This is a genomic window from Idiomarina sp. UBA3162, from assembly GCF_002364475.1.
In the GTDB taxonomy this organism is placed as follows: domain Bacteria; phylum Pseudomonadota; class Gammaproteobacteria; order Enterobacterales; family Alteromonadaceae; genus Idiomarina.
Window position 1 is genome coordinate 1 of record NZ_DEYI01000091.1, and the last position, 25,732, is coordinate 25,732.

23 protein-coding genes are annotated in these 25,732 nt (G+C 48.5%); 12 read left to right on the forward strand and 11 right to left on the reverse strand.

The window, feature by feature from the left end; genetic code table 11:
* Both acnB and B2X00_RS10950 read right to left on the reverse strand, forming a co-directional pair.
* Positions 1 to 2,298 (reverse strand): bifunctional aconitate hydratase 2/2-methylisocitrate dehydratase (acnB, locus tag B2X00_RS10945; protein WP_290487656.1); only part of this gene is annotated, 2,298 nt, incomplete at its 3' end.
* A 157-nt stretch (positions 2,299 to 2,455) separates the two neighbouring features.
* Positions 2,456 to 3,316, reverse strand: coding sequence for a LysR family transcriptional regulator (locus tag B2X00_RS10950; RefSeq protein WP_290487585.1), 861 nt, complete (start codon positions 3,314 to 3,316; stop codon positions 2,456 to 2,458).
* A gap of 134 nt (positions 3,317 to 3,450) precedes the next feature.
* Between B2X00_RS10950 and B2X00_RS10955 the strand changes: the two genes are divergently transcribed.
* Both B2X00_RS10955 and B2X00_RS10960 read left to right on the forward strand, forming a co-directional pair.
* A complete protein-coding gene (locus tag B2X00_RS10955; protein ID WP_290487586.1) occupies positions 3,451 to 4,524 on the forward strand; it encodes an efflux RND transporter periplasmic adaptor subunit in 1,074 nt (357 codons plus the stop codon).
* Positions 4,524 to 7,583: an efflux RND transporter permease subunit gene (locus B2X00_RS10960; RefSeq protein ID WP_290487587.1), complete on the forward strand. Its 3,060-nt coding sequence runs from the start codon at positions 4,524 to 4,526 to the stop codon at positions 7,581 to 7,583. Before B2X00_RS10955 ends, B2X00_RS10960 begins: the two co-directional genes overlap by 1 nt.
* Positions 7,584 to 7,656: 73 nt before the next feature.
* Here the strand turns inward: B2X00_RS10960 and B2X00_RS10965 are convergent, their stop codons facing one another.
* On the reverse strand, positions 7,657 to 9,414 hold the full coding sequence (locus B2X00_RS10965) for a DUF885 domain-containing protein (RefSeq protein ID WP_290487588.1): 1,758 nt from the start codon (positions 9,412 to 9,414) through the stop codon (positions 7,657 to 7,659).
* A gap of 108 nt (positions 9,415 to 9,522) precedes the next feature.
* Here B2X00_RS10965 and B2X00_RS10970 point away from each other — a divergent pair, with 108 nt between their 5' ends.
* On the forward strand, positions 9,523 to 10,458 hold the full coding sequence (locus tag B2X00_RS10970; RefSeq protein WP_290487589.1) for a Dyp-type peroxidase: 936 nt from the start codon (positions 9,523 to 9,525) through the stop codon (positions 10,456 to 10,458).
* A 3-nt stretch (positions 10,459 to 10,461) separates the two neighbouring features.
* Here B2X00_RS10970 and argR read toward each other — a convergent pair whose 3' ends face one another.
* Positions 10,462 to 10,941, reverse strand: a complete 480-nt coding sequence (gene argR, locus B2X00_RS10975) for a transcriptional regulator ArgR (protein ID WP_071463118.1) — start codon at positions 10,939 to 10,941, stop codon at positions 10,462 to 10,464.
* A gap of 122 nt (positions 10,942 to 11,063) precedes the next feature.
* On the opposite strand from argR, the gene mdh reads away from it, so the two are divergent.
* Positions 11,064 to 11,996 (forward strand): malate dehydrogenase, encoded by a 933-nt coding sequence (gene mdh, locus B2X00_RS10980; protein ID WP_006956704.1) that lies wholly within the window; start codon positions 11,064 to 11,066, stop codon positions 11,994 to 11,996.
* 72 nt (positions 11,997 to 12,068) lie between these two features.
* On the opposite strand, the gene ispB is transcribed toward mdh, so the two are convergent.
* Positions 12,069 to 13,040: an octaprenyl diphosphate synthase gene (gene ispB, locus B2X00_RS10985; protein ID WP_290487658.1), complete on the reverse strand. Its 972-nt coding sequence runs from the start codon at positions 13,038 to 13,040 to the stop codon at positions 12,069 to 12,071.
* 216 nt (positions 13,041 to 13,256) lie between these two features.
* On the opposite strand from ispB, the gene rplU reads away from it, so the two are divergent.
* The 8 genes from rplU to B2X00_RS11025 all read left to right on the forward strand — a co-directional run bounded on the left by rplU (position 13,257) and on the right by B2X00_RS11025 (position 19,655).
* Positions 13,257 to 13,568, forward strand: coding sequence for a 50S ribosomal protein L21 (rplU, locus tag B2X00_RS10990; protein WP_110574123.1), 312 nt, complete (start codon positions 13,257 to 13,259; stop codon positions 13,566 to 13,568).
* Between the two features lie 18 nt (positions 13,569 to 13,586).
* The gene (rpmA, locus tag B2X00_RS10995) at positions 13,587 to 13,844 is read left to right on the forward strand and encodes a 50S ribosomal protein L27 (RefSeq protein ID WP_006956701.1); all 258 of its coding nucleotides are present in this window, start codon (positions 13,587 to 13,589) and stop codon (positions 13,842 to 13,844) included.
* Between the two features lie 104 nt (positions 13,845 to 13,948).
* Entirely contained in the window at positions 13,949 to 15,115 is a 1,167-nt protein-coding gene (gene cgtA / locus B2X00_RS11000; RefSeq protein ID WP_290487590.1) for an Obg family GTPase CgtA, read from the forward strand.
* 22 nt (positions 15,116 to 15,137) lie between these two features.
* The gene (gene folA / locus B2X00_RS11005; protein WP_290487591.1) at positions 15,138 to 15,638 is read left to right on the forward strand and encodes a type 3 dihydrofolate reductase; all 501 of its coding nucleotides are present in this window, start codon (positions 15,138 to 15,140) and stop codon (positions 15,636 to 15,638) included.
* Between the two features lie 114 nt (positions 15,639 to 15,752).
* Positions 15,753 to 16,130 (forward strand): DUF3718 domain-containing protein, encoded by a 378-nt coding sequence (locus B2X00_RS11010; protein WP_071463122.1) that lies wholly within the window; start codon positions 15,753 to 15,755, stop codon positions 16,128 to 16,130.
* A gap of 141 nt (positions 16,131 to 16,271) precedes the next feature.
* Positions 16,272 to 17,774 (forward strand): alpha/beta hydrolase, encoded by a 1,503-nt coding sequence (locus tag B2X00_RS11015; protein ID WP_290487592.1) that lies wholly within the window; start codon positions 16,272 to 16,274, stop codon positions 17,772 to 17,774.
* Between the two features lies 1 nt (position 17,775).
* Complete coding sequence (locus tag B2X00_RS11020) at positions 17,776 to 18,510, forward strand: ATP-binding cassette domain-containing protein (protein ID WP_290487593.1); 735 nt, start codon at positions 17,776 to 17,778, stop codon at positions 18,508 to 18,510.
* Positions 18,510 to 19,655, forward strand: coding sequence for an ABC transporter permease (locus tag B2X00_RS11025; RefSeq protein ID WP_290487594.1), 1,146 nt, complete (start codon positions 18,510 to 18,512; stop codon positions 19,653 to 19,655). Before B2X00_RS11020 ends, B2X00_RS11025 begins: the two co-directional genes overlap by 1 nt.
* Positions 19,656 to 19,668: 13 nt before the next feature.
* On the opposite strand, the gene B2X00_RS11030 is transcribed toward B2X00_RS11025, so the two are convergent.
* Genes B2X00_RS11030 through B2X00_RS11055 form a run of 6 tightly spaced genes read right to left on the reverse strand, consistent with a single transcriptional unit; the run spans position 19,669 to position 25,616 of the window.
* Positions 19,669 to 20,991, reverse strand: coding sequence for an NAD(P)/FAD-dependent oxidoreductase (locus B2X00_RS11030; protein WP_290487595.1), 1,323 nt, complete (start codon positions 20,989 to 20,991; stop codon positions 19,669 to 19,671).
* 3 nt (positions 20,992 to 20,994) lie between these two features.
* Positions 20,995 to 21,576, reverse strand: a complete 582-nt coding sequence (locus B2X00_RS11035; protein ID WP_414653754.1) for a GNAT family N-acetyltransferase — start codon at positions 21,574 to 21,576, stop codon at positions 20,995 to 20,997.
* Between the two features lie 2 nt (positions 21,577 to 21,578).
* Entirely contained in the window at positions 21,579 to 22,964 is a 1,386-nt protein-coding gene (gene ahcY, locus B2X00_RS11040; RefSeq protein WP_290487597.1) for an adenosylhomocysteinase, read from the reverse strand.
* A gap of 35 nt (positions 22,965 to 22,999) precedes the next feature.
* Complete coding sequence (locus B2X00_RS11045) at positions 23,000 to 24,004, reverse strand: adenosine kinase (RefSeq protein WP_290487599.1); 1,005 nt, start codon at positions 24,002 to 24,004, stop codon at positions 23,000 to 23,002.
* Positions 24,005 to 24,053: 49 nt separating this feature from the next.
* The gene (locus B2X00_RS11050; protein ID WP_290487601.1) at positions 24,054 to 25,004 is read right to left on the reverse strand and encodes a cobalamin biosynthesis protein; all 951 of its coding nucleotides are present in this window, start codon (positions 25,002 to 25,004) and stop codon (positions 24,054 to 24,056) included.
* 24 nt (positions 25,005 to 25,028) lie between these two features.
* Positions 25,029 to 25,616: a DUF2726 domain-containing protein gene (locus tag B2X00_RS11055; RefSeq protein ID WP_290487603.1), complete on the reverse strand. Its 588-nt coding sequence runs from the start codon at positions 25,614 to 25,616 to the stop codon at positions 25,029 to 25,031.
* Positions 25,617 to 25,732 lie beyond the last annotated feature (116 nt).

Sequence of the window (25,732 nt, forward strand, 5' to 3'; positions counted from 1 at the left end):
ACCCATACACAGTGAACAACCCGGCATCTCAGTACGGACGCCATTACGTTCGTAGATGTCGTAGTAACCTTCAGTCTCGAGCTGAGCCTTATCCATCTTCGTTGGCGGCGCAATCCACAAACGTGTGTTTAACGGATCAGAGTTCTTCTCAAGCAGCTTACCAGCGGCACGGAAGTGACCAATATTGGTCATACATGAACCGATGAACACTTCATCAACTTTATCGCCAGCGACTTCACTCAAGAACTTAGCGTCGTCTGGGTCGTTCGGACAACAAACGATAGGCTCTTTGATTTCATCAAGGTCGATTTCAATCACTTCTGCGTATTCAGCATCTTTATCTGCACGCATCAATGACGGATTCTCAAGCCATTCTTCCATCTTACGCGCACGGCGTTCAAGTGTACGTGCATCGCCATAGCCTTCGTTGATCATCCAACGCAACATGGTGATGTTTGAGCGTAAGTACTCACCCACTGACTCTTCTGAAAGGTTGATAGTACAACCTGCCGCTGAACGTTCTGCCGAAGCGTCTGACAATTCGAACGCTTGCTCAACAGTTAGATGCTCAAGGCCTTCAATTTCTAAGATACGACCCGAGAATGCGTTTTTCTTACCGCGTTTCTCGACTGTTAACAAACCGTCTTTAATCGCGAACGCTGGGATCGCATGAACAAGATCACGTAATGTGATACCTGGCTGCATCTTACCTTTAAAACGCACCAATACAGACTCAGGCATATCCAGTGGCATAACGCCCGTTGCTGCAGCGAAAGCGACCAAGCCAGAACCCGCAGGGAAAGAAATACCCAGAGGGAAACGAGTATGAGAGTCACCGCCAGTACCTACTGTGTCTGGTAATAACATACGGTTTAACCAGCTGTGGATGATACCATCGCCTGGGCGCAGAGATACACCGCCGCGGTTCATGATGAAGTCTGGCAACGTGTGCTGAGTCTCAACATCAACCGGTTTAGGGTACGCAGAGGTGTGACAGAATGACTGCATGACCAAGTCAGAGTTAAAACCAAGGCACGCCAAGTCTTTGAGTTCGTCACGGGTCATTGGACCGGTGGTGTCCTGCGAACCTACGGTGGCCATTTGTGGCTCACAATAAGTACCTGGGCGCACGCCTTCCATACCGCATGCTTTACCAACCAGTTTCTGAGCAAGGCTGTAACCCTTACCACTGTCTTGCGGTTGCTCAGGCGTTAAGAATAAATCACTTGCGCCTAGGCCCAATGATTCACGCGCTTTTGCTGTTAAACCACGACCGATGATCAAGTTGATACGGCCACCTGCACGCACTTCGTCTAAGATAACGCGCGATGCATAATCATATTCAGCAATGACTTCGCCCGCTTCGTTTTTGATTTTGCCTTCGTATGGGAAGATGCTGATCACATCGCCCATGTTCATTTTCTCAACGTCGGCTTCAAATACTAATGCGCCCGCGTCCTTCATTGTGTTAAAGAAGATAGGAGCGACTTTACCACCGATACAGATACCGCCTGCACGCTTGTTTGGCGTACCTGGCATATCCTCACCGATGTTCCAAAGTACCGAGTTAGTCGCTGATTTACGTGAAGAGCCCGTACCCACAACATCGCCTACGAATGCAACGGGGTGACCTTTCTTTTTAAGTTCTTCAATTTGTTCGCCAGCATTGGTGATGCCTTCACGCGGCATTTTGTACATTGCTTTAGCGTGCAAAGGAATATCAGGACGTGACCATGCATCCGGCGCAGGAGATAAGTCATCGGTGTTGGTCTCACCCGTCACTTTAAATACAGTTGCTTTGATTTCGTCTGCCATTTTGTCACGGCTAGTGAACCATTCGCCTTCAGCCCATGATTCAACGACTTCTTTTGCAAGCGCATTGCCCGCCTTCATTTTTTCTTCAACGTCGTGGAAAGCGTCGAACATCAAAATGGTGTGTTTAAGCTCTTCCGCCGCAAGGCGACCTAATTCAGCGTCATCTAACAAGGCAACTAATGTTTCGATGTTATAGCCACCGTGCATGTTACCGAGCAATTTAACGGCTTGTTCTTTACTAATGACAGGGCTTTCGACGTCGCCTTTAACCACTGCGCTCAAGAAGCCTGCTTTCACATAAGCTGCTTCATCGACGCCTGGAGGTACGCGCTCTGAAAGGAGCTCGACTAAAAATGCTTCTTCACCCGCGGGTGGGTTTTTTAGCAGCTCAACTAAATCTGCAACTTGTTCAGCCGTTAATGGCTTCGGAGGGATGCCCTCAGCGGCACGCTCTTCAACGTGCTGACGATATTCTTTTAGCACTCCAGTTACCTCTTGTGTGTTTGCATGAGAAATAATGACTTCACTAGTGGCGGGCATTATACGCATTTTCCTGCAAATTCACACGGCAGGCGGCTATAAATCAGACAATGTAGGGTATAAATGCTATGAATAACAGGAGGCTTTAAGTACTGGTGAACTACTCGGCAAATGCTTGCCAAATGGCTTCAGCGGCAGGGCCCGGACTGCGTATCGCTGAACGTATAATGTGTACTTCTAAATTGACCCGTTGCACAAAGCCGGGTATTTCGATTTGTACCAACTCACCACTGGCCAAATAAGGTGCGGCCATGTGCATTGGAATCGCCCCCCAACCTAGGCCAGCAACGAGCATATCTCGTTGTGTCGCCACGTCACTGGTTTGAATGCGTCGCTGACTCGGAAGTTTTAGGATAGCGTCGACATTAATACCGACTTCAAGTACTTGCGGCACTAACATCGGCAGCCCCAGCAGTTGCTGTCGATTATCAGGTACACCGCCGTGTTGTTCGGCAAGTTGACTGTGCATCACAACGACAAGTTGAAAAGGACTCACTTTGAGTGTCTCAAACTCGCCGTATTGTCGAAACAACGGCAGCCAGGGGCAAATCGCGAGATCGGCTTCACCCTGATTAATACGTCGCAAGGCGCGTAGCTGCGACTCGCCCTCAAACCGTAATTCGGTGGCGGGAAATTCGTCTTGTACTAAGGTTATGGCATCGAACCAATAACGCGCATCACAGGTGTGGTCAAAACACAATGTTAAATGAGGTTCTGCACCGGTGCGCAAGCGACCGGATAACGTATCCAGGCGTTCATGTTGACGCAGTACTTCTTCAGCTTGGCGTAAAAACTGTTGACCGTGCGCTGTAAGTTGTAGGCGATAGCCGTCGCGATTGAATAGTGCAAAGCCAGCATCTTGTTCGAGCTTCTTGAGTGCCATACTAATGGCTGACTGGCTACGGTGCAGTTGCTGAGCACTTTTTTGAAGCGAGCCGGAAGCGGCGACGCTGGCCATCATTTTTAGATGCAATATATTCATAAAAACTGAAGTAGTTAAAAAGATTTTTTCAATATAACTAAATTTAACTTAGCGCTAAACTATTTAATAAGTAAAGCTTTTCCTATTAATTTGCGCTCAATGGGAGTTCCAAAATGAATCGAATGATTGGCTGCATCACACTATGCACGGTGTTTTTGTTAACAGCATGCTCCGAGCCGGCATCCAGCAACGCTTCCGCCGACAAGCCACCTCGCCCGGTACGAATTGTCACGGTGCAGGATGCAGGAGGTGAACAACTACGCCAATTTCCAGCCGTTGTCGAGGCAGCCGAGGTGGCACAGCTAACGTTTCGTGTTGCCGGTGAAATCACCGAATTACCCGTGCGCTCAGGTGCCGAAGTACAAAAGGGCGACCTCATTGCTCGCCTTGACCCGACTGACTACCGTCTGGCGATGGAACAAGCAAAAGCGCAATTCGATTTGGCGTCGTCACAGTATCAACGCAATAAGAAACTGGTTGCGCAGGGGCTGATGTCTGAGGCGCAGTTCGATCAAATCGAATCAGAACTTGCCGTGGCTCGCGCAAATTATGAAACCACTAAAGCCAACTTAGGTTACACCGAACTACGTGCACCTTTTGATGGTGTAATCGCGCAGCGCCCTGTTGAACGCTACGAAAACGTTCAAGCAAAACAACCGATTGCGACGTTGCAAATAGCCAATGCTGTGGATGTTTCAATCCAAGTACCAGAAAACCTTTTTGCGCAAGTGAATAAAAATCTCAACTATGAGCCGACGGTGGTATTTGACGCTGCCCCACAGAAACGCTTTGTCGGCCATTTGAAAGAGTGGGACTCGCAGGCAGACCCTGCTACCAACACGTATGAGGTCGTGTTTACCTTGCCACGGCCCGAACAGTTAAATATTCTGCCCGGCATGACAGCAACGGTTATTGTCGATTTACGACAAGTTATGCGTGGCACCCTTGAAGGCGTATTGGTGCCTTCAACGGCCGTGTTTGACGAGCAAGATAATCAGCACTATGTATGGGTTGTCAATGCGCAGATGCAAGTCGAAAAGCGGAGCGTCGAAGTCGGAAATATGACGAACGAGGGATTGCTCGTCACCGATGGGCTTGAAGCCGGCGAGCGTATTGTCAGCGCGGGTGTTTATCAATTACAGCCGCAACAGCAAGTGCGTGAATGGCACCGTGAGCGGGGGCTGTAATGAATATTGCTCAATACAGTATGGAACGAAAAACCAGTAGTTGGCTGTTACTCATTGTACTCCTGGTCGGCGGCATCGTGAGCTTGTTACAGCTTGGTCGACTGGAAGATCCAAAGTTTACTATTAAGCAGGCTATGGTGATTACCGCCTATCCGGGCTCATCAGCACAACAAGTCGAAGAAGAGGTCACCTACCCACTTGAGAATGCCATTCAGTCACTCAGTTATGTCGACAATATCCGCTCGATCTCGAAGCCTGGCCTGTCGCAAATAACGGTTGAGATGAAGTCCACTTATCGTGCCGATGACCTCGAACAGATTTGGGACGAATTACGCCGTAAAATCAACGACAGTGCCCGTAATTTACCGCCCGGAACACAACAACCCATCATTCGTGACGACTTTGCGGATGTTTATGGTGTGCTGCTGGCCATTACGGGTGAAGGATATGATTATCAAGATATCGAATACTACGCAGACTTCTTGCGTCGTGAATTGGTGCTTGTGGAGGGCGTTGGCAAAGTGATTGCCAGTGGCGAGCAACAGGAAGAAGTGATCGTTGAAGTGTCACGCTCTAAGCTCTCTAATATGGGCATTCCAACCAGCCGGATTGCCAACCTACTGACCACACAAAATACCGTGGCCGATGCCGGACGCGTCACTGTAGATGAGGAACGCTTTCGGATTGCCACTACGGGTGAGTTCGAGTCTGTCGAAGAGCTTGCCAATTTAGTCATCAGTAATCCGGGAGCCCAGCAACGCATCTACTTACGTGACGTCGCACAGATTTATCGTGATACCAAAGAAATCCCGAGTCATATCGTTCGTTTTAATGGACAGCCCTCCATTTGGTTGGGCGTATCGTTTGCTGACAACGTCAATGTCGTCGATGTCGGTAAGCGCATTAACCAGCGTCTCGACGAACTCAGTTATGCGCAGCCGGTCGGTATGAGTGTCGAGCGTATTTACGACCAACCGCATGAAGTTGAAAACTCGGTCGATAATTTCTTGATGAATTTGGTCGAAGCCGTAGTCATTGTGATTATTGCTCTTTTGCTGAGTATGGGCTTTCGCAGTGGGATTCTCATTGGTGGCGTGCTGCTATTAACGGTATTGGGCACGTTCATCTTCATGAATATTTTTGATATCAACCTCCAGCGGGTGTCACTAGGAGCGCTGATCATTGCGCTCGGTATGCTGGTAGATAACGCGATCGTTATTGCCGATGGGATGATTGTCGGTATGCAACGCGGACAAACTAAGCTTAAAGCCGCAGTGACGGTGGTGCGCCAGAATCAATGGCCACTACTCGGTGCCACCGTGATTGGTATTATCGCCTTTGCGCCTATCGGGTTATCTTCTGATGCGACGGGGGAATTTGCTGGAAGCCTGTTTTGGGTGTTGTTGATTTCGTTACTACTCAGTTGGATAACCGCGCTAACACTTATCCCCTTTTTAGCAGACCGGATGTATAAAGAGGGGGATAAATCGGCGGCAGATGGCGATGACGTATATGGTCACCCCGTATTTAAAGGGTATCGACGTGTTTTATCGTGGTGCTTGCAGCATCGTTTGCTGACCATGTTAGCGATGCTGGCGCTCTTGGTCACTTCGGCGGTGGGCTTCAAACAAGTAAAGCAGGCATTTTTTCCGCCGTCTACGACGCCGATGTTTTACGTCGACCTTTGGTATCCCGAGGGCACTGACATTCGTTTTACGTCTCAGGATGCACGACGCGCTGAGCAATACTTATTGGCGCAGCCAGAAGTCGCTTCAGTTGCGACCACCGTTGGTCAGGGAGCACCGCGCTTTACTTTGACCTACTTGGTAGAGAAGTCGTACGAAAGTTATGCGCAGTTAATCGTGCGGGTCTCCGACAAAGATACCATGTTGAATGTCATGGCAGACACACGTCAGTATTTAAGAGCGCATCACCCTCAGGTCGAAGATAAGCTCATACGCGTCAATATCGGTCCGGCAACGCCCGCTAAGATCGAAGCGCGCATCAGCGGTCCGGATCCAGAGGTCTTACGCAAACTGGCTCAACAAGCAGAGACAATTCTACGCAATGATCCGGGAGCGATGAATATTCGTCATGATTGGCGCCAAAAGACCAAGTTGCTTCGACCGCAATTTGATGAAGCGGCCGCGCGTCGTTTGGGTATTACTAAACAAGATGTAGACCATTTACTCAAAACCAATTTTGAAGGTCGAACCGTTGGCATTTATCGCGACGGAACCGATTTGTTACCTATCGTCTCTCGTGCGCCGGCGCAAGAGCGGGTTGATTTAGATAACTGGCGTGAACTGCAAATATATAGCCCCGTGCTCGATCGTTACTTGCCGCTAGGGCAAGTGGTTCAAGATATTAATGTGGTCTGGGAAAACGCCCTGATTATGCGTCGAGATAGAAAGCGGACGCTGACGGTGATGGCCGATCACGATGTCCTAGGTAACGAAACCGCGGCGGCCGTATTTGCGCGAGTAAAACCCAAAGTTGAACAGATGGAACTACCACTCGGTTACTCTATCGAGTGGGGCGGAGAGCACGAAGCGTCAAATAAAGCGCAGAAAGCACTATTTGGGTCTCTACCACTGGGTTTTCTTGCGATGTTTATTATCACGGTATTGTTGTTCAATTCGATCCGTCTAGCGACTGTGTTGTGGACTACAGTGCCCTTATCGATTGTGGGTGTCACATTAGGCTTGTTAGTGCTGAATATGCCTTTCGGGTTTATGGCACTGTTAGGTTTTCTCAGTCTGTCAGGCATGTTAATCAAAAACGGTGTGGTATTACTTGAGCAGGTAAATGTTGAGCTTGAGGAGGGTAAGCCTGCGTATCAAGCTTTAGTGGATGCTTCGGTCAGTCGTGTGAGACCGGTATTTATGGCCGCTGCAACCACGATATTAGGCATGTTACCGCTATTACTGGATGACTTCTTTGCGAGTATGGCGACGGTCATCATGTTTGGTTTAGGTTTTGCCACGATACTGACATTGTTTGTCGTCCCAGTGATGTATGCGGTTGTGCAGCGGGTCAAAACACCCCAGTCATCGTAGCGTCGATACCATAGGCTCATAAAAAAGGCTTGCCAGCACGGCAAGCCTTTTGTTTATCTATCGGTCGTTTGAGTTAGACCGACTTTTGCTCTGCAATCCATTGCTTAATATGTTGCTCTAACACATCCAATGGCACGCTGCCGTTTTCGAGTATCGCATCGTGGAACTCGCGTAGATCAAAATCACTACCAAGCTCGTCTTCTGATTGTTTGCGCAGTGCTTTAATTTTTAATTCGCCTAGCTTATAAGACAGCGCTTGAGCGGGCCAAGTGATATAGCGGTCAATTTCAGTTTTCACGTTATGTAACGATAGCGCTGTATTGCTCGCCATAAAGTCAATCGCGCGCTCTCGGCTCCAGCCCATGGCATGCATACCGGTATCCACTACTAAACGCGCTGCACGCCACATTTCATAGCTCAAGCGACCAAAGTTGCTGTAAGGGTCTTGATAAAAACCGGCTTCTAAACCCAAGTATTCGGAGTATAAGCCCCAGCCTTCACCGAAAGCAGAAATATAGGTTTGCTGGCGATACTCCGGTACATTTTCCATTTCACCTGCGATTGCATTCTGCAAGTGATGGCCTGGCACGGCCTCGTGTAAGGTCAATGCGGGGATTTGATACAGTGGGCGACGATCCAATGCATAGGTGTTTACCCAATAATAGCCCGCTTGGTCAGCACGGTTTGAGCCTTTATAACGACCGGTTGTATATTTGGGGGCAATTTCGTCTGGCACAGGCGCAATACCATAGGGCTTACGTGGCAACGTTTTGAATAAGCCGGGTAGTTTGCCATCCATCTCTTTAGCGACCAGCGCAGCCGTTTGAAGCAATTCTTCCGGCGTATCCGCATAAAACTGATCATCGGTACGCAAGAACTCAACGAACGCGTCGAAATCACCGTCAAAGCCTGATTCAGCAATCACTTCGTCCATTTCCGCACGAATACGTTTAACTTCGCTTAAGCCAATTTCGTGGATTTCTTCGGCGGTCATATCGGTCGTGGTGTAATGTTCAATGCGATTCTTATAAAACGCCTTGCCGTTCGGTAAGTCGTACGCGCCGATAGAGTCACGTGAACTTGGCAAGTACTCAGTGACCATGAACGTGAAATAGTCATCATAAGCAGGCATGATCTGATTATCGATAACGGTACGCGCTTGTTCTTGTAATTCAGCCCAGGTGGCATCATCGACAAAACGCGGTTGTTGTTTGAACGGGTCGAAATAAACGCTTTGCTCAGGATCTTGAACGATATAAGCGAGGATACTCTCTTCAAATCCTTCCATCGCGGCTTTCGGTTGAGTGTAACCTTCCTCTATCGCCTTACGCAGCCAGTCAGTTTGCTGCGTCATGTAACGTTGGATAGTTGCCAACTTGCTGAGATAGTCGCGGTAATCCTGAGTCGATTCAAAGCGCGTATAGCCCGGCATAAACGCGAGCGACGAATGAAACGAACCCTCTGCAGTGAGTGGCATGTAATGGGCATTAAAGCGATACTCGTCTACGCTATTCTTTAACGAGTACTTGATCATAGCGTGGTTAATGCGATCTTGTGTACTGAGTTGGCTCACATCAATAGCGTTCAACTGTGCTAACCAGTCTGCGTGCTTTTTGTAACGCGCTTGCAACGCTGCTGGCGACATGTCGGGTAATGCCGTCTTGTGGCTGGCGGACAAATCGTCCCATATCGTGTTAGCGAGCGAGTGGAATGATTGCGTCACCGAAGTGGGCTGACTCACCGCCTTCGTTTCGGTATTAGGTGACGTGTGCGGTTGCGTTGCACATGATACCAGCGACATGATGCTGGCGGCTAAAATCAACTGGCGCATGATTTTGTCCTTGCGATTCTGTGTAATTTGCAGGCATTCTATAATGCCTGCAGTTCCGATGAATGTAAAAATAACTAAAATAACGTTTAACTGGAACGGAGATACACTTTGTTAAAAGCGCAATCCGGAATTTGTGACGAGCCTAATCTACATGGGCTGAGTCTGTTTTGCCATGTTATGACCGATGATGTGGATGTCATGCGTCGCAAAATTGCTCGTATTCCATCGATTATAGATGAGCTCAGTGACCGTTTCTCTGAGGCGATGCTCAATGGCTTTATCGCGGTAGGGAGTGAGTATTGGGATATTCTGTATCCCGACCGACGACCTGAGGGCTTTAATGGTTTTCCCGATTTACGTGAGGGCCACCGTGAAGCGCCCGAACAAGTGTATGATTTACTTATCAGCATCCGTTCTGATCGCTACGACGCTAATTATTTGGCAGCACGTACGCTTAACGAATGGCTCGGTTATGATATTGAAATAGCCGAACATGTTCATAGCTTTCGTTATTTAGATGGTCGTGATCTGATGGGTTTTATCGATGCGCCCGACAACCCTCGCGGTTTGCGCCGTCGCAGCGTAGCGCTGGTTGAAAAACAACAAAGCGAGCAATTCGAACATAGTAGCTATCTATTCGTACAAAAATTTAAGCATGACCTTAAGCGTTGGGATTATTTAGGTGCACAGCGGCAAGAGCAAATTGTCGGACGTGACAAAGTCACGGCTGAAAAGCTACCCGAAGCGGATATTGTCGGCGTGACCCATGCGAGCAAGGCGCGTTTGTTGGATAGAAATGAACAGCCCATTCCTTTGCTACGCCAGAATATGGCGTGGGGCGACACGCGAGAGCAGGGGATGTTAGCGATGTATTTCACGTGCCAGCCGAAGGCGGTCGTAAATTGGCTGAAACAACGCTATCACGAAGATGACTCAAACCAATACGACCCCTTACTCGATTACACACAAGCCATTATCAATTCGGCATTTTTTGTACCGAGCCGTGCTTTTTTAAAGACCTCTGTGCAACCACAGGTGGCTTAGCGTTTACTCTGCGTTATCGGGGACAACCGAGTGGGCTTCGAATAATGATTTTACTTTTTCTAAGGTGAAATCAATCTCAGAGACCTTTAACGGTGCGATAAAAATCGTGTCATCCCCGGCGATGGTACCAAGCACACCTTCTTTTTTACCGACCGAGTCGAGTAGCCGAGCAATGAGTTGTGCTGCACCGGGGCTGGTGCGGATGATGACCATGACATCATTATGCTGAATATCCAAAACAAGTTGATTTAATGGTGCTTTAGCCGAAGGCACTGAGATCTCTGCCGGTAAACAATAAACCATCTCTTGTTTGGCGTTGCGGGTACGCACCGCGCCATGCTTACTGAGCATGCGCGAGACCTTGGATTGACTGACATTACTAAAGCCTTGCTGCTTAAGTGCCTCAACGATTTCACCTTGTGAACCGTAGCGTTCTTCTTTCAATAATGCTTTAAATGCCGCCAGTAATTTTGCTTGTGTCATGCCCTTCGCCTAGATCAGTTTATTTGTATTTTAAGCCCTATTGGAGTACAGTTTTGCGCCATATCCGCATAACTATTCTATGCTTATGCAGTCACTAATCCAACATAAAAACGGAGTCTGAGATGAAAGTAGCCGTATTAGGTGCGGCCGGTGGTATCGGCCAGGCGTTATCTTTGTTGTTAAAAACTCAACTACCTGCGGGTTCTGAACTGTCTTTATATGACGTCGCCCCAGTTGTTCCTGGTGTAGCCGTTGATCTGAGCCACATCCCAACTGACGTAAAAGTTACCGGTTATGGTAAAGATGATTTAGCGTCAGCACTTGTCGGTAGCGATATCGTTTTGATTCCAGCAGGTGTTCCGCGTAAGCCAGGTATGGATCGCTCTGACCTGTTCAACATGAACGCCGGCATCGTTAAAAACCTTGTCGAAGGCGTAGCAGATAACTGCCCAGACGCTTGCGTGGGTATCATTACTAACCCAGTGAACACCACGGTTCCCATTGCTGCTGAAGTATTGAAGCAAAAGGGCGTGTACAACAAACAGAAGCTTTTCGGTGTAACCACACTCGACGTAATCCGCTCTGAAGCCTTTGTTGCTGAACTGCGTGGTTTGAATCCTGCTAACGTCACTGTTCCAGTGATTGGCGGTCACAGTGGTACAACGATTCTGCCATTGTTGTCACAAGTTGAAGGTGTTGAGTTCACCGAGCAAGAAATCAAAGATTTGACTCACCGTATCCAGAACGCGGGTACCGAAGTCGTTGAAGCAAAAGCGGGCGGCGGTTCTGCAACACTATCTATGGGTCAAGCTGCAGCGCGTTTCTGTTTATCACTCGTTAACGGCTTGCAAGGTCAAGACACCATCGAGTGCACTTACGTTGAAGGCCCAGGTGATAATGCGAAATTCTTCGCACAGCCAGTTCGCTTAGGCAAGAACGGTGCAGAAGAAATCCTATCTTATGGTGAGTTAAGCGCATTCGAACAGAAGTGCATGGACGACATGCTCGACGGTTTGAAAGGCGACATCCAGAAAGGTATCGACTTCGCATCGTAAACGCGGAGGCAAACAAAAAAACCGCATGCGAGCATGCGGTTTTTTTATGTCTGGCTTACGCGATAAGCCGATTTATGCGACGCGATCGACCGCGAGATGAGTCAGCGCGATCAACGCTTGCTTGTATTCTGATTCAGGCAAAACGGCTAAACTTTCGCGCGCGTGCTGGGCCGCTTCAAGTGCTTTTTGACGGGTGTACTCAAGGGCCCCCGTGGCGTGCATAGCAGCCAATACGGTTTCCAAGTGTTCGCGGCCATCACCTTGTTCTATGGCTTCTCGAATCAACTTGCGAGCGGCTTCATCACCATGCCACATCGCGTATAACAGCGGCAGTGTCGGTTTACCCTCAGCGAGATCATCACCAGCGTTTTTGCCCATGGTTTCGCTATCCGACGTATAATCCATCAGGTCGTCCACTAATTGGAACGCGGTGCCCAAATAGCGACCATAGTCAGCCAATTGTTCAGTCACTGTGCTGTCTTGTTCTGTTAGTACGCCGGCCAGTTGTGTCGCTGCCTCAAACAACTTCGCAGTTTTTCCATAAATAACGTCAAAATAGCGTGCTTCGGTGGTATCCGGGTCATTACAGTTCATTAACTGCAAAACCTCCCCCTCTGCGATCACGTTCGTGGCATCCGCTAAAATGCTCAGGATCGTCATCGAGTCGAGCTGAACCATCATTTGGAAGGCACGCGTATACAAAAAGTCACCGACCAGTACTGAGGCTTCATTACCAAATACCGCGTTAGCGGTCTTACGACCACGGCGTAGTTCCGACTCGTCAACGACGTCGTCATGTAACAGTGTCGCGGTGTGAATGAATTCGATAATAGTTGCAAGTGATAGGTGGGCACGGCCTTCATAGCCGAGTGCTCGACACGACAGAACAGCAAGTAGAGGGCGTAAGCGCTTGCCACCACTATTAACAATATACATGCCGAGTTGGTTAATCAGCGCGACATCGGAGCTCAACTGTTCGCCAATGAGCGCGTTAACGCCTTGCATGTCGTTATGTGCGAGATCGTTAATGGACTTCAGATCCATCATAATATGAAATGCTTTACGTAAATTTAACGGAGATTGGATGTTACAATATATGAGCGCGTGTTACTAGCCATTGGCGGTCGAGATGGACAAGCTTAAACGGGCGCATGCGAAGTTGATAAAGAAAGCCAGAAATCACTTGCGATCCTTTTGTTTATTCAGTAGAATTCGCGACCTATTTTAAATTCGAGTGCCTAATGGGCAGTGGAGATTACTATGTACGCAGTATTCCAAAGTGGCGGTAAGCAGCACCGTGTGACTGAAGGCCAAATCGTCCGCCTGGAAAAACTGGAAGCAGCTACCGGAGACGTAGTTGAGTTCGACCAGGTTCTTATGGTTTCTGACGGCAGCGATGTAAAAATCGGTGCGCCGTTTGTATCAGGTGGCAAAGTGACAGCTGAGATCGTTGATCACGGTCGTGGCGACAAAGTGAAGATCGTTAAATTCCGTCGTCGTAAGCATTCACGTAAGCAACAAGGTCACCGTCAGTGGTTCACAGAAGTGAAAATCACTGGTATCAACAGCTAATTTAAGGAGTAACGACACATGGCACACAAAAAGGCTGGTGGTTCTACTAAAAACGGTCGTGACTCAGAGAGTAAACGTCTGGGTGTTAAGCGTTTCGGTGGTGAGTCTGTATTGGCAGGCAACATCCTAGTTCGTCAACGTGGTACTAAATTCCACGCTGGTAGCAACGTAGGCATGGGTAAAGATCACACCTTATTCGCGACCGCGGAAGGTAAAGTTTCTTTCGAAACTAAAGGCAGCAAAAACCGTAAATTTATCAGTGTAATCACTGACTAATTACAGCTGTCCTAAAAGATTTGAAAAGCCCTGCCTTTACGGCAGGGCTTTTTCATATGTGCTAACCTTAGTATCCTCAAGAATTGTTCTAAAAGAAGTCGCTCATGAAATTCGTAGATGAAGTAGAAATCCGTGTGGAAGCCGGTGATGGTGGTAATGGCTGTATCAGCTTTCGCCGTGAAAAATATATTCCCAAAGGTGGCCCCGATGGCGGCGACGGCGGAGATGGCGGCGATGTCTATTTAGAAGCCGACGAAAACCTCAACACGCTTATTGATTATCGCTTTGAACGCTTTCATCGTGCTGAACGCGGTCAAAACGGGATGAGTAAAAATTGCACGGGCAAACGGGGTGAAGATATTACCTTAAAAGTGCCTCCGGGTACGCGTGCGAAAGATATTGATACGGGTGAGGTGATCGGGGATTTAACGCGTCACGGTCAGCGCATCATCGTGGCGAAAGGTGGCTTCCATGGGCTAGGTAACACGCGTTTTAAAAGCAGTGTTAACCGTGCGCCACGACAAAAGACCAACGGCACTCCGGGAGAAGTGAGACAACTACAACTGGAATTGATGTTGTTGGCTGATGTGGGCCTATTAGGTATGCCCAATGCAGGTAAATCGACCTTTATCCGTTCGGTATCTGCCGCAAAACCTAAAGTCGCAGACTACCCATTCACCACATTAGTGCCTAATTTAGGTGTGGTGCGACCCGCTGCCCACCACAGCTTTGTCATTGCTGATATTCCTGGCTTGATCGAAGGTGCCGCTGAGGGCGCTGGCTTAGGTATTCAGTTCTTGAAGCACCTGGAACGCTGCCGTCTACTATTGCACCTCGTCGACTTGGCACCGTTCGATGAAAGTGATCCGGTCGAGCAAGCACGCATCATCATCGAAGAGCTTGAAAAATACAGTCCAAAATTAGCTGATAAACCACGTTGGTTGGTTATCAATAAGGTTGATTTAGTGCTCGAGGAGGAGCGTCAAGAATTAGTTGATGACTTAGTCGAGCGGCTCGGCTGGGAAGGTCCGGTGTATCAGATAGCTGCATTAGAAGGACGCAACACACAGCAGTTATGTCATGATGTGGTCGAGTATATCGATACCTTGCCATCGCCTCATGAGGAGGCACAAAAAGCGCAAGAGGAAGAAACCGTCGACTTTAAGTGGGACACATACCACGATGAGGTTCTTGAAGAGTATCAAGACGACGACGATCTCGATGACGATGATGACGACGACCACGGTGTCGAAGTCGTTTACCAAAAATAAAACCGTGTACAAGGGCGACGCAATGAAAATTTCACTGGTAGCGGCCATGGCAAAAAATCGTGTGATTGGAAAAGATAATACGATGCCTTGGCATATTCCGAGCGAGTTGAAATATTTCAAAAAAATTACATTGGGTAAGCCAATTGTTATGGGTCGCAGAACTTTTGAGTCCTTGGGACGCCCCCTGCCAGGACGCAAAAATATTGTACTTTCTACCCAACCTCGTCAGCATCAAAGCCCCGATGATGGCGTGGTTTGGGTCAGTAGTGTCGAGCAAGCAATCGCCGCTGCCGGTAATGTTGAGGAGCTGATGGTCATTGGTGGTGGAAAAATTTATAAACTTTTTTTTCCTTACAGTGATCGGCTATATGTTACCGATATCGAACTGGATGTTGAGGGCGATACGCACTTTCCTGATTACCAAAAAAATCAGAGCTGGCAAGAACTTGAGCGGCAATATGTTGCCGCTCCCAATGCCGAAACACCTGCATATACTACCCGTATTCTCGACCGCAAAAGTTAATAAACTGTTGTCCAATCAATAAATTACCTTAACATGCGTGATTGAATGAACGTTAATTTCATAGTATTATTTGCGGCGAAAAATTGAACAGTTGTAAGTGATGGGGGTCACACAATGAAATCATTTATCTTAGGTTCTTTGATCGCGGCAACAGCAGTTGCTGGCGTATCTTTCAGTCAGCCAGCGAAAGCCCAAAACGAACTCGCGTTGAGCCTATGCACATACGTACAAGGCGATGACACCATGCGTCTACGTAAGAAATTACGTGATTCACGTGTTCGCATGCGTGACGTATATTCAGGTATCCAGTGTAACGGTCAATCGCTTTTGCAATTTGCAATGACAAATGGCTCTAACGAAATTGGTACCTTTATGGTCGGTCGTCTTTCTGTTGACGATTTAGCAAGCTCTGGAGATTACCAGTGGGCACAGCAAAATGGTCACGGCGGTTCTCCTATCGCGGCTGCTATTAAAGAGCGCGCCGGCTTATAATCCAAGCTGTAAATAGATTGCAAAGGGCCTCCACATTGGAGGCCTTTTTTGTTTTTGTTAACAAATTGTTTCGATTCTTCTGTTGCTAAAACACGGTGATGGGACGAAAATAACTGCTTATCGCTTTTTTAGGACATTTTCATGAACTTAGGTAATGAAAGCCGGCCGAGTACTCGATTTGGGTCGCGTTTAATAGGGGTGCTATTGGCTGCTGGTTTGAGCGTATTCAGCGCAATGACCAATGCACAGAATAAAGTGGAGCCCTCAGATAACGACCAGGACTGTTTCATTAAAGGGTTCTCTGAACGCTTAGCGTGCGGCTTCATTGCGGTACCCGAAAACTATGAGCAACCTAATGCCAAGCAAATCAATATTCATTACGCGATCATTCCTTCGATTCAAGAGAACGCACAACCCGATCCGCTTTTGATTTTAGCCGGCGGGCCGGGTCAGGCGGCTACCGAGCTTGCGCCGATGATTGCCCGCATCTTCGCCGATGTTAGGAAGCAACGTGATATCGTCTTGATTGACCAACGCGGCACCGGTAAAAGTAATCCGTTATCTTGCGACGTCAATCGACCCGATGAATTAGTTCGTTCAGACGATGAGCAAGCGCTTGATGAAGTGGCAGCGGAATGCCTTGCGCAATACCCCGATGTCGACGTTTCACAGTACAATACACCAAACGCAATTCGCGACTTTGAACGTGTTCGTGAAGCATTAAATGTTGAGCAATGGAATCTCTATGGTGGGTCGTACGGTAGCCGAGTTGGCCTCAAGTACTTGCAACAAGCGCCTAACGCGGTTCGCACGGCGACCTTGGATGCGGTTGCTCCACCGCAGGTGGTCATCGGCCCATTCGGGTTTAATGGCAGTTTGGCATTTGAAAATATGCTACAAGACTGTCAACAGCAGCAATCATGTGCACAACGGTTTCCCAAGCTCAAACAAGATTATGAGCAGGTGATGCAATCGCTCGAGCAGCAAAGTGTGCTGCTTGACACACAAGATCCGCTATCAGCAGAAGCGATTCAGGTTCGGCTGACTCCAGGAAGATTTAGTTCCGTGGTTCGTCTTGCGCTCTACAACCCCGCCACACGTCAGTTATTACCCTATGCCATTAGTGAAGCACGTGCGACTAATTATAAACCTATTCTAGGGTTGATGGGTGGCACAACCACCGCGGTACAAAACTCGATATACTTAGGTCTGATGTTGTCGGTGGTATGCCGTGAAGATTTACCACGCGCGACTGAGAGCTTGTTGCAGCAAGATGCTAACAACGAGTTTATTGGTGGTAAAACCGGGCAAGCATTCGTCGATTTGTGCAAAGGGTGGCAAACAACGCCGGCACCGAGTGCCTTTGCGCAACCGGTTGAGAGCGAAAAGCCTGTATTACTCCTATCCGGCACGCAAGATCCAGTCACGCCTCCACGCTGGGCGGATATTGCTGCGCGCACCTTGCCGAATAGTGTACACGTGGTGGCACCGTACGCAGGACACACCATAGCGGGACACACCTGTGCTAACAAAATCGTTGCACAGTTCGTCCGTAAGGGAAGTGTCGAAGCATTAGATACTCAATGTGTAAAGCAAAGGAAGCTGGCACCTTTTGTGCTGAATGCCAACGGAGAGGGCCTTTGACATGATTGAAGTAAAGTCGATAAGTAAGTCCTTTAAGACAGTGAACGCGCTGAGCGAACTCACGTTTGCTGCGCGCGATGGCGAGATAACCGGCTTGCTAGGGCCCAATGGCGCGGGCAAGACCACATGCCTCCGTATTATTTATGGACTGCTTCGTGCCGATTCAGGTGAAGCGTTGATTGAACACGTTGACGCTAATAAACACCCCTTAAAGGCGCGCAGCAACTTAGGTATCTTTCCTGATAAATTCGGTCTTTATGAACGTTTAACGGTGCGCGAACAAATACGTTATTTTGGTGAGCTGCATGGATTGAAAGGTCATACGTTGGAGAACAACGTACAGTCGGTCATCGAGCGGCTCGATATTGCTACACTCGCCGATCGCAAATCAGCAGGCTTTTCTCAGGGACAACGCATGAAGGTGGCCTTAGCTCAGGCGCTAGTGCATGACCCTAAACATCTGATTCTAGATGAACCCAGTCGCGGTCTTGATGTCATGAGTACGCGGATTTTACGTGATATTTTGCGAGAACAACGGGCAGCGGGCACCTGTATTTTGTTTTCGAGCCACGTTATGCAAGAAGTGGCTGCACTATGCGACCGAGTCGTAGTCATGGCAGGTGGCAAAGTCGCAGCCGAGGGAACACCGAATGAGTTGTGTCAGTTAACCGGTGAAACCGCCCTTGAAGATGCATTCGTCAAGATCATTGGTAGCGACGAGGGGATTGCAGCCTAATGAGCGCCTACAAAACGATATGGAAAAAAGAGTTCAAGGATGCGCTCCGCGATAAACGCTCAGTGCTCGCGGCGATGTCTTATGCTTTCTTTGGTCCGATGCTGATGGCGGTAGCATTTTTCTTTTTGATTAGCCAATTGACCGACCCGAGCGATGTTAAAATAAGCATTGAGGGTAAGCAATATGCCCCAGAGCTTGTCGAACACCTGCGTGAAAATAGTATCGTGGAACGCGAAACCGATTGGCCGGCTGAAGTGACACCCATCGAGCTTTCGATTCCTGAAAACTGGGCTGCGGCCATTGCCTCCGCCACACCCATAGCGGTGACATTGCGTGCTGACTGGTCGGCACAGAAGCAGCAAACCGATGTGAAGCGCGTCGAGCAGGCACTGCAAGCGTACTCCGCTCAGATAGCGAATTACCGATTGATATTAAGAGGTATTGATCCTCGCGTCATACAACCGGTCCAAGTAGCAAAGCAAGACATGGCGACGCGAGGTTCTAAAGCTGCGATCATTATGGGCAGTGTGCTAGTGTTTATCTTACTTTCGGTATTTTGGTCGGGCATGAATGTGGCGATTGATATCAGTGCCGGCGAGCGCGAACGTAATTCACTTGAGTTTTTATTATCTCAGCCAGTGAGTTCGCAGGCGATCGTCATTGGTAAAGTGCTTGCCGCCTCCTGCTTCGCACTATTGGGTGCCATGCTGTCGCTGATTCTTATTCCTATTATCTTTAGTTTTGTGCCGCTCCATCAAATAGGCATGAGCGTTGATTTCAGTTTGGATATGTTGTTAATCATGTTTCTGGCATTAGTGCCATTGGCGTTGCTAGCAACGAGTCTGCAACTATTCGTGTCGTTTCGAGCAAAGAATTTTAAAGAAGCGCAAACATATATTAGTTTTCTGCTGATCATCCCGATGGCCGCATCATTCGGTGTCGAGTTTGCGCGCCTAAAAACGCCGTTACTTTACTATTTACCGTTAACCGGGCAGCACCAAACATTCTTGTCACTGATCCGTGGCGAGGCGGTGAATTGGTTGGGTACAGGCGTGAGTGCGATATTCACATTAGTGGTCGCTGTATTACTAACCTATTTAATCGGACGGATGCTGAAGAGCGAAAAGACTGTGTTTGGGCTTTAAGTGTTGTGGGATGTTAGCCCCACATATCGCGTAGCCGTCCGTAATGATAAAACGCCCATTGTCCAACGCGGCGAAAACCTGAAAAAGGAAACGGTTTAAGGTTAGACTGATAATACGGTAGTGTCGGTAACGACAAGCCGCAGGCTTTTTCGGCTAGCCGTTTACCCGCTAAAGCGCTAAAACTAACGCCCGCACCACAATAGCCCATGCTGGCATAAACATTGTTGTCGAGTTGCATGACGCGCGGATAATCGTCCAATGACACACTGACCCAACCACTCCAAAAGTCATCCCAATGCGTGATGTCCTTTAATGCGGGGAAACTGGCATGGAGTGCGGCGAGTAGACGTCGAGCGTAGCGCGGATTCTCGGCATTAGCGCCTCTAATGGCACCACGACCACCAAATAATAGTCGACCGTCTGGCAGTAAGCGGAAATAATATTTAAGCACGCGCGTGTCCATGTAAGCGTAGTCGTCTTTGAGCCCCGTCGCATCGAGCTGAGCGCGACTGAGTGGTGGTGTAACAATGACGCTAGAAACTACGGGCAGATTGCGGCGTGTAAGTCCAGGAAATAGCTTTTGTGTAGTGTAGGCATTGGTAGCAAAGAGCACATCACGCGCCACGATTTCTCCTTGTGCCGTGTGTACTCGCCACCCCTCATCCAAACGGTCCATTGCGGTCGCCGCACAGTGCTCTACTAACTGGACGCCTGCTTGATGAGCTTGACGCGCGACGCTGGCGGCTAATTTTACTGGATTGATAGCAAAACAATCATCAAACTTTAGCCCTGCAAAGCCATGTTGTGTTTTGATAGTATCGGCAACCTGTTGTTTATTGAGCCATGTCACCGGTTGTTGAGTCGAACGGAGAAATTGGTATTGCGACCTCAGCGCTTTTACCGCCCCTTTATTATGAGCCAGTTTGACGTAGCCGCCTTCACGCAGGTCACATTGGTCAGGGCAGTGCTGGACATGTGCTTTGATCTGCTCAAGGGCGAGTTGATGTTCGTTCGCCATTGCATAGCCGACATCCTCACCCAAACTATCGTGCCAGTGCTTCAAGCCGAGCCGGCCAGTACTTTTCATGACAAAGCCAGCATTGCGGCTTGAACACCCCCAGGCTAATTGCTCAGCATCGATGACAGTGACTTCACGCCCCTGTGCACGAAGTTCAATCGCTGCATTTAACCCCGTGTAGCCGCCTCCAATGACTAGAGCATCAGTCGTTCTAGGCAACTGTTTCAAACAGGCTGGCCACTCAACTGAATGACCTGCCCAATAGCCTACGCGTGGCGCAGCATTGGGTAGCTCAGTGTCATTTAGCGGATCATACATGGACTAAAGTCGCTCAGATGAAAAATAGAGTATCATCTCACCTGCTTTACAGTAGCAAATGCCATCACATACAGGGCAGTAATAGCCGTCTTCAATAGAGGCTTGATACCAGCGTTTAGCATGCGTAGTTATTAGTTCACCGCCACACGCACTGAAGTAACCATAAGCGCTGTTGTTCGGACTTTGCATCCAGATATGCGCGAGCCCGGCTTCACAACCGAGCTTTTTGGCGGCTTCAATGCTGGCTGAAAGCAGCTTTTTACCGACCCCCAAGCCACGTGCGTTCTCGGCAACCGCAGCACATTTAAAGTAGCAAATATACTCAGGCGCAACCTGCCATGCGGCAGGTGTACATGCCTCGTCGATAGGCCACTGTCCCGGCGCTACTGTAAGCCGAACGCCGAGTATCTCACCCGCCTTTTCAGCCAAAAACGAAAGGTTTATATCATCCACGGTGCCGGCGCTGAGCAGAGCCGCAAGAGACTCTTCATTCAGGTAGTTATCGCCGTGAACTTCGTTTGCCAAACTAATAACGGCCGCTGAATCAGCGGCCGTTATCGGGCGAATAATTAATTCGTCTTGCATCATTAGTAACGATACTCGTCAGTTTTGAATGGACCTTCGACCTCGACGTGGATGTAGTCAGCTTGCTGTTGAGTCAAGCGCGTGATTACACCACCGAAGCCTTGTACCATGTAGCGTGCAACTTCTTCGTCAAGCTGCTTAGGCAAGACTTCAACACGTAAGTAATCTTTCTGCTGCTCAATCGACATGTCAGCAAATTTTTGCTGGAACAAGTGCATTTGGGCGAGCACTTGGTTTGCAAAAGAGCCATCCATAATACGGCTAGGGTGGCCTGTAGCATTACCCAAGTTCACTAAGCGACCCTCAGCGAGTAACAACAAGTAATCGTTGTCATCGTCAGAGCGGTAAATCTTATGAACCTGTGGCTTGATTTCTTCCCAGCGCCAGTTTTTACGCATGAACGCGGTATCGATTTCGTTATCGAAGTGACCAATGTTACACACCACGGCGGTTGACTTAATCGCTGCTAACATATGGCGGTCACAAACGTTCACGTTACCTGTCGTGGTAACTAATAAGTCAATGTTGCCCAACAACGCTTTATTGATTGTGCTACCGTCGTCACTATTGACACCATCAATGTAGGGCGAGACCACTTCATAACCGTCCATACATGCCTGCATCGCACAAATCGGATCGATTTCTGTAACTTTAACGATCATGCCTTCTTGGCGTAAGCTCGCTGCAGAGCCTTTACCTACGTCACCATAGCCAATGACCAACGCTTTTTTGCCTGACATTAAGTGGTCAGTAGAGCGCTTAATGGCGTCATTCAGTGAATGGCGGCAGCCGTATTTGTTATCGTTTTTCGACTTGGTTACTGAGTCGTTGACATTAATAGCCGGTACGCGCAGTGTGCCTTGCTTGAGCATATCGAGTAAGCGGTGAACGCCCGTTGTAGTCTCCTCGGTAATACCGTGGATCTTTTCCAACATCTGTGGGAATTGCTCGTGGATCATTAGCGTCAAATCGCCGCCATCATCCAAAATCATATTGGCATCCCAAAGTTCACCGTCTTTCTTACAGGTTTGCTCTAGGCACCACTCGTACTCTTCTTCTGTCTCGCCTTTCCAGGCAAAGACTGGAACTCCAGCTGCAGCAATAGCGGCTGCTGCGTGGTCTTGGGTGGAGAAGATATTGCAAGAAGACCAGCGCACTTCAGCACCGAGTTCAACCAAAGTTTCGATAAGCACGGCCGTTTGAATGGTCATGTGAATACAACCAATAATACGGGCGCCCTTAAGCGGTTTTTCGTCTGCGTATTTACGACGAATAGTCATCAAAGCGGGCATTTCAGATTCGGCAATCGCAATTTCCTTGCGGCCCCAGTCGGCGAGGCTAATATCTGCCACTTTAAAGTCGGTGAACTTAGGATCGTTTAAACTCATAATGCTACCGTTATCCTTTGCATAAAAAATGGGTGTTAAGCGTAGCTTAGCAGCTTTTCCAAAAGTTGCTGTTGACGCTCTTTGCTCAAGCGTGCGCCGAATTCAGTCACAAGCTCCGCCGCAGCTAAACTGGCGAGTCGACCGGCTTGCTCAAGCTGCATATCTTGAGTAATACCGTACAGCATTGCGCCGGCGAACATATCGCCTGCCCCGTTCGTATCGACCGCTTGAACAGGAACGCCTGGAATATGGATCTGACGTTCAGCATCAGCAATTAACGCACCTTCTTTACCGAGAGTGATAGCAACGGTCGATGCGCAGTTTAATAAACGTTGTGCAGCGGCGTGTGGATCCGTTTCACCGGTTAAAAGTTCTGCTTCTTCTTTATTGCAGAACATCAAGTCGACACCGCCATCAAGGATTTCATCGATACCATCGCGGAAGTACTTAACCATCGCGGGATCGGAACAAGTCATGACAATCTTTGTGTCATTTTCACGCGCAATGCGTTTCGCTTCAGCGATAGCTTCACGCGCTATTTCAGAAGTAATTAAGTAACCTTCGATGTAGAGGTATTTTGCTGCCGCGATCGCGTCCGGATGAAGCTCATGAGTGGATAGATCAGCTGTAATACCCAAGTGCGTGCGCATGGTGCGCTCTGCATCGGGGGTCACCATGACCAAACAACGGCCCGTAGTACCATCATTATCTTGGCTGGTGAGGTTCGTTTGAATGCCGACATGCTCGAGGTCACGCTGATAGAAATCGCCAGCTTCGTCATTAGCGACTTTACAACAATAAAAAGCAGAGCCACCAAACTGTGCAAAAGCGACCAATGAGTTAGCTGCAGAGCCACCGCCGCATTGCTTTTTAAGTTCACCCATTGTGCTGAGTTCAGCGATCAGTTTGTTCTGATCGTCTTCCTCAATGAGTGCCATCATGCCTTTTTCCAAATGGTGTTTGGCTAGGAAGTCTTCACTGACTTCAAATTCCTGATCGACGAGTGCGTTGCCGATGCCAATTACATCAATGGTTTTCATAATTACTTTCGGTTGCTTATTAGGGCGCACAGTATATACGAACTCGACCTCAGGGTCGATAAATGAACAATAGCAAACACAGAAAAACCTGCACGATAACCACGATGTCGAGCCAAATCCCTGTTAAATCGCGTTTTTGCAGTAGTTTATGGGTGGCGGAGGGGCCATCAAAGCGGGTCCGAGCGATGCGCCTTTTTTGGTATTTCTGCGGACCCCCTAAGCTAACACGATGCAGTCGACTCAGCACATCAAGCCAAAGAAACGCACCGAGCGACATGCCATGACCTTGGCGGATCGGCACTGCTGCCCTTGGTCCTGCTAACCATGCCACAGGCATCAATAGCAGCGCTGGAACCAACAAAATGAGAGTCTCGATAGTGTTATACAACCACTGCGACGACATACCAAAGAACCGATATCGGGGCGCCGCTTGTGGCCATAAATGATAACACTCAATAATTAAGCGAACCCCCAGTGCGGCGGTAGAGCCGGCTATATACCAGGTGAAAAGCGGCGCTAACACGTTGACCAAAAGTATGCGTAGTCGAACTTCTAAAACCGCCTTAGCTAAACCAAGTGGACTTAACTGCTCGCAATCATAAGCAACACAGCGCCTGATAATAGCGCGTGCGGCACGTTTTTGCCCCTTGTTAAGTGCACGGGCGGCGAGTTTTGTAAGGTCATAGGTTCGCTTATACTTTATCGCAAACCAAAGCCATATCGTTGCCGTGAGTTGATGTAACTCGGCACTCATTTGAATGACAATTACAGGCGTTAGACAGATAACTAACAATAAGCCCATTAATAAGGCGCCAGCAAGGGTTTGCTGTGTCGCGCCGTGCTCTGGGTGGCATACCTTGTCTGTCAGAAATTTGGCAAATAGGCGGAAAATAGTCAGTGGGTGCCATTGTTCCGGTAACGAAAAAAAGCGCTCGAGAACGAGCGCTAATGTTGCAAGTACGATGGGGTGGTAAAACCACTGCAGATATTGAGTGTCCATTATCGCAGTTTTACAGAGTCTACTTTAAGCTGCAATAGGCGATTCTTCGTTTTGTTTTCCGGTGTGGGTCGTCGCTTGTGGCTGCGCTTTATTACCACCGGGGACGGCCGCTTTAATGTGCTCTGCTTGTTGGATCTTGGCGTGAATGTACTGATTCAGTTCAGCAACGCGGTAACCTGGTTGTGCTTTAAAGCGCAAAAATGGAAGGCCTGCGGCCGCTAACGCATTCTTCAAAAATAGGTTGCGCTTTTGCTGATTCAGTTGTGGTGAGGCAGGTTCAAGCTCAATAACCGCCTTAATTTCCATCGTCTCGATATCACACAGTACATAGTCAAGAATACGGTGGCTTGCTTTAGTTTGCGCATCTTTCTGAGCGGCTCGAGATAGACCGCTTTTGACCGCTACGATATCGCTTAGACGCACTTTGGTGAAAATCCTAAAATCGTCACTGACGGCTTTATCGAGCAAGGTAAGGAACTGTGCTTCTTGAGCCGAACAAAACGTAACATCTTTCATCTTATAAGGATAAGGCACGTAGCTTTCCGACATACGGCTAGCAATAACAGCAACAGCGATTAATACACCAACGAACAATAAAAGAATAATTTCCATCGTGACACCTCAACAAAAGTTTGACGGATGATTTGTTGAGATATGTGTTGCAACTAGTGTGCCAAAAACAAAAAAGCTTGGCGATTTGCCAAGCTTTTTCTTATATCGCGGTGTCT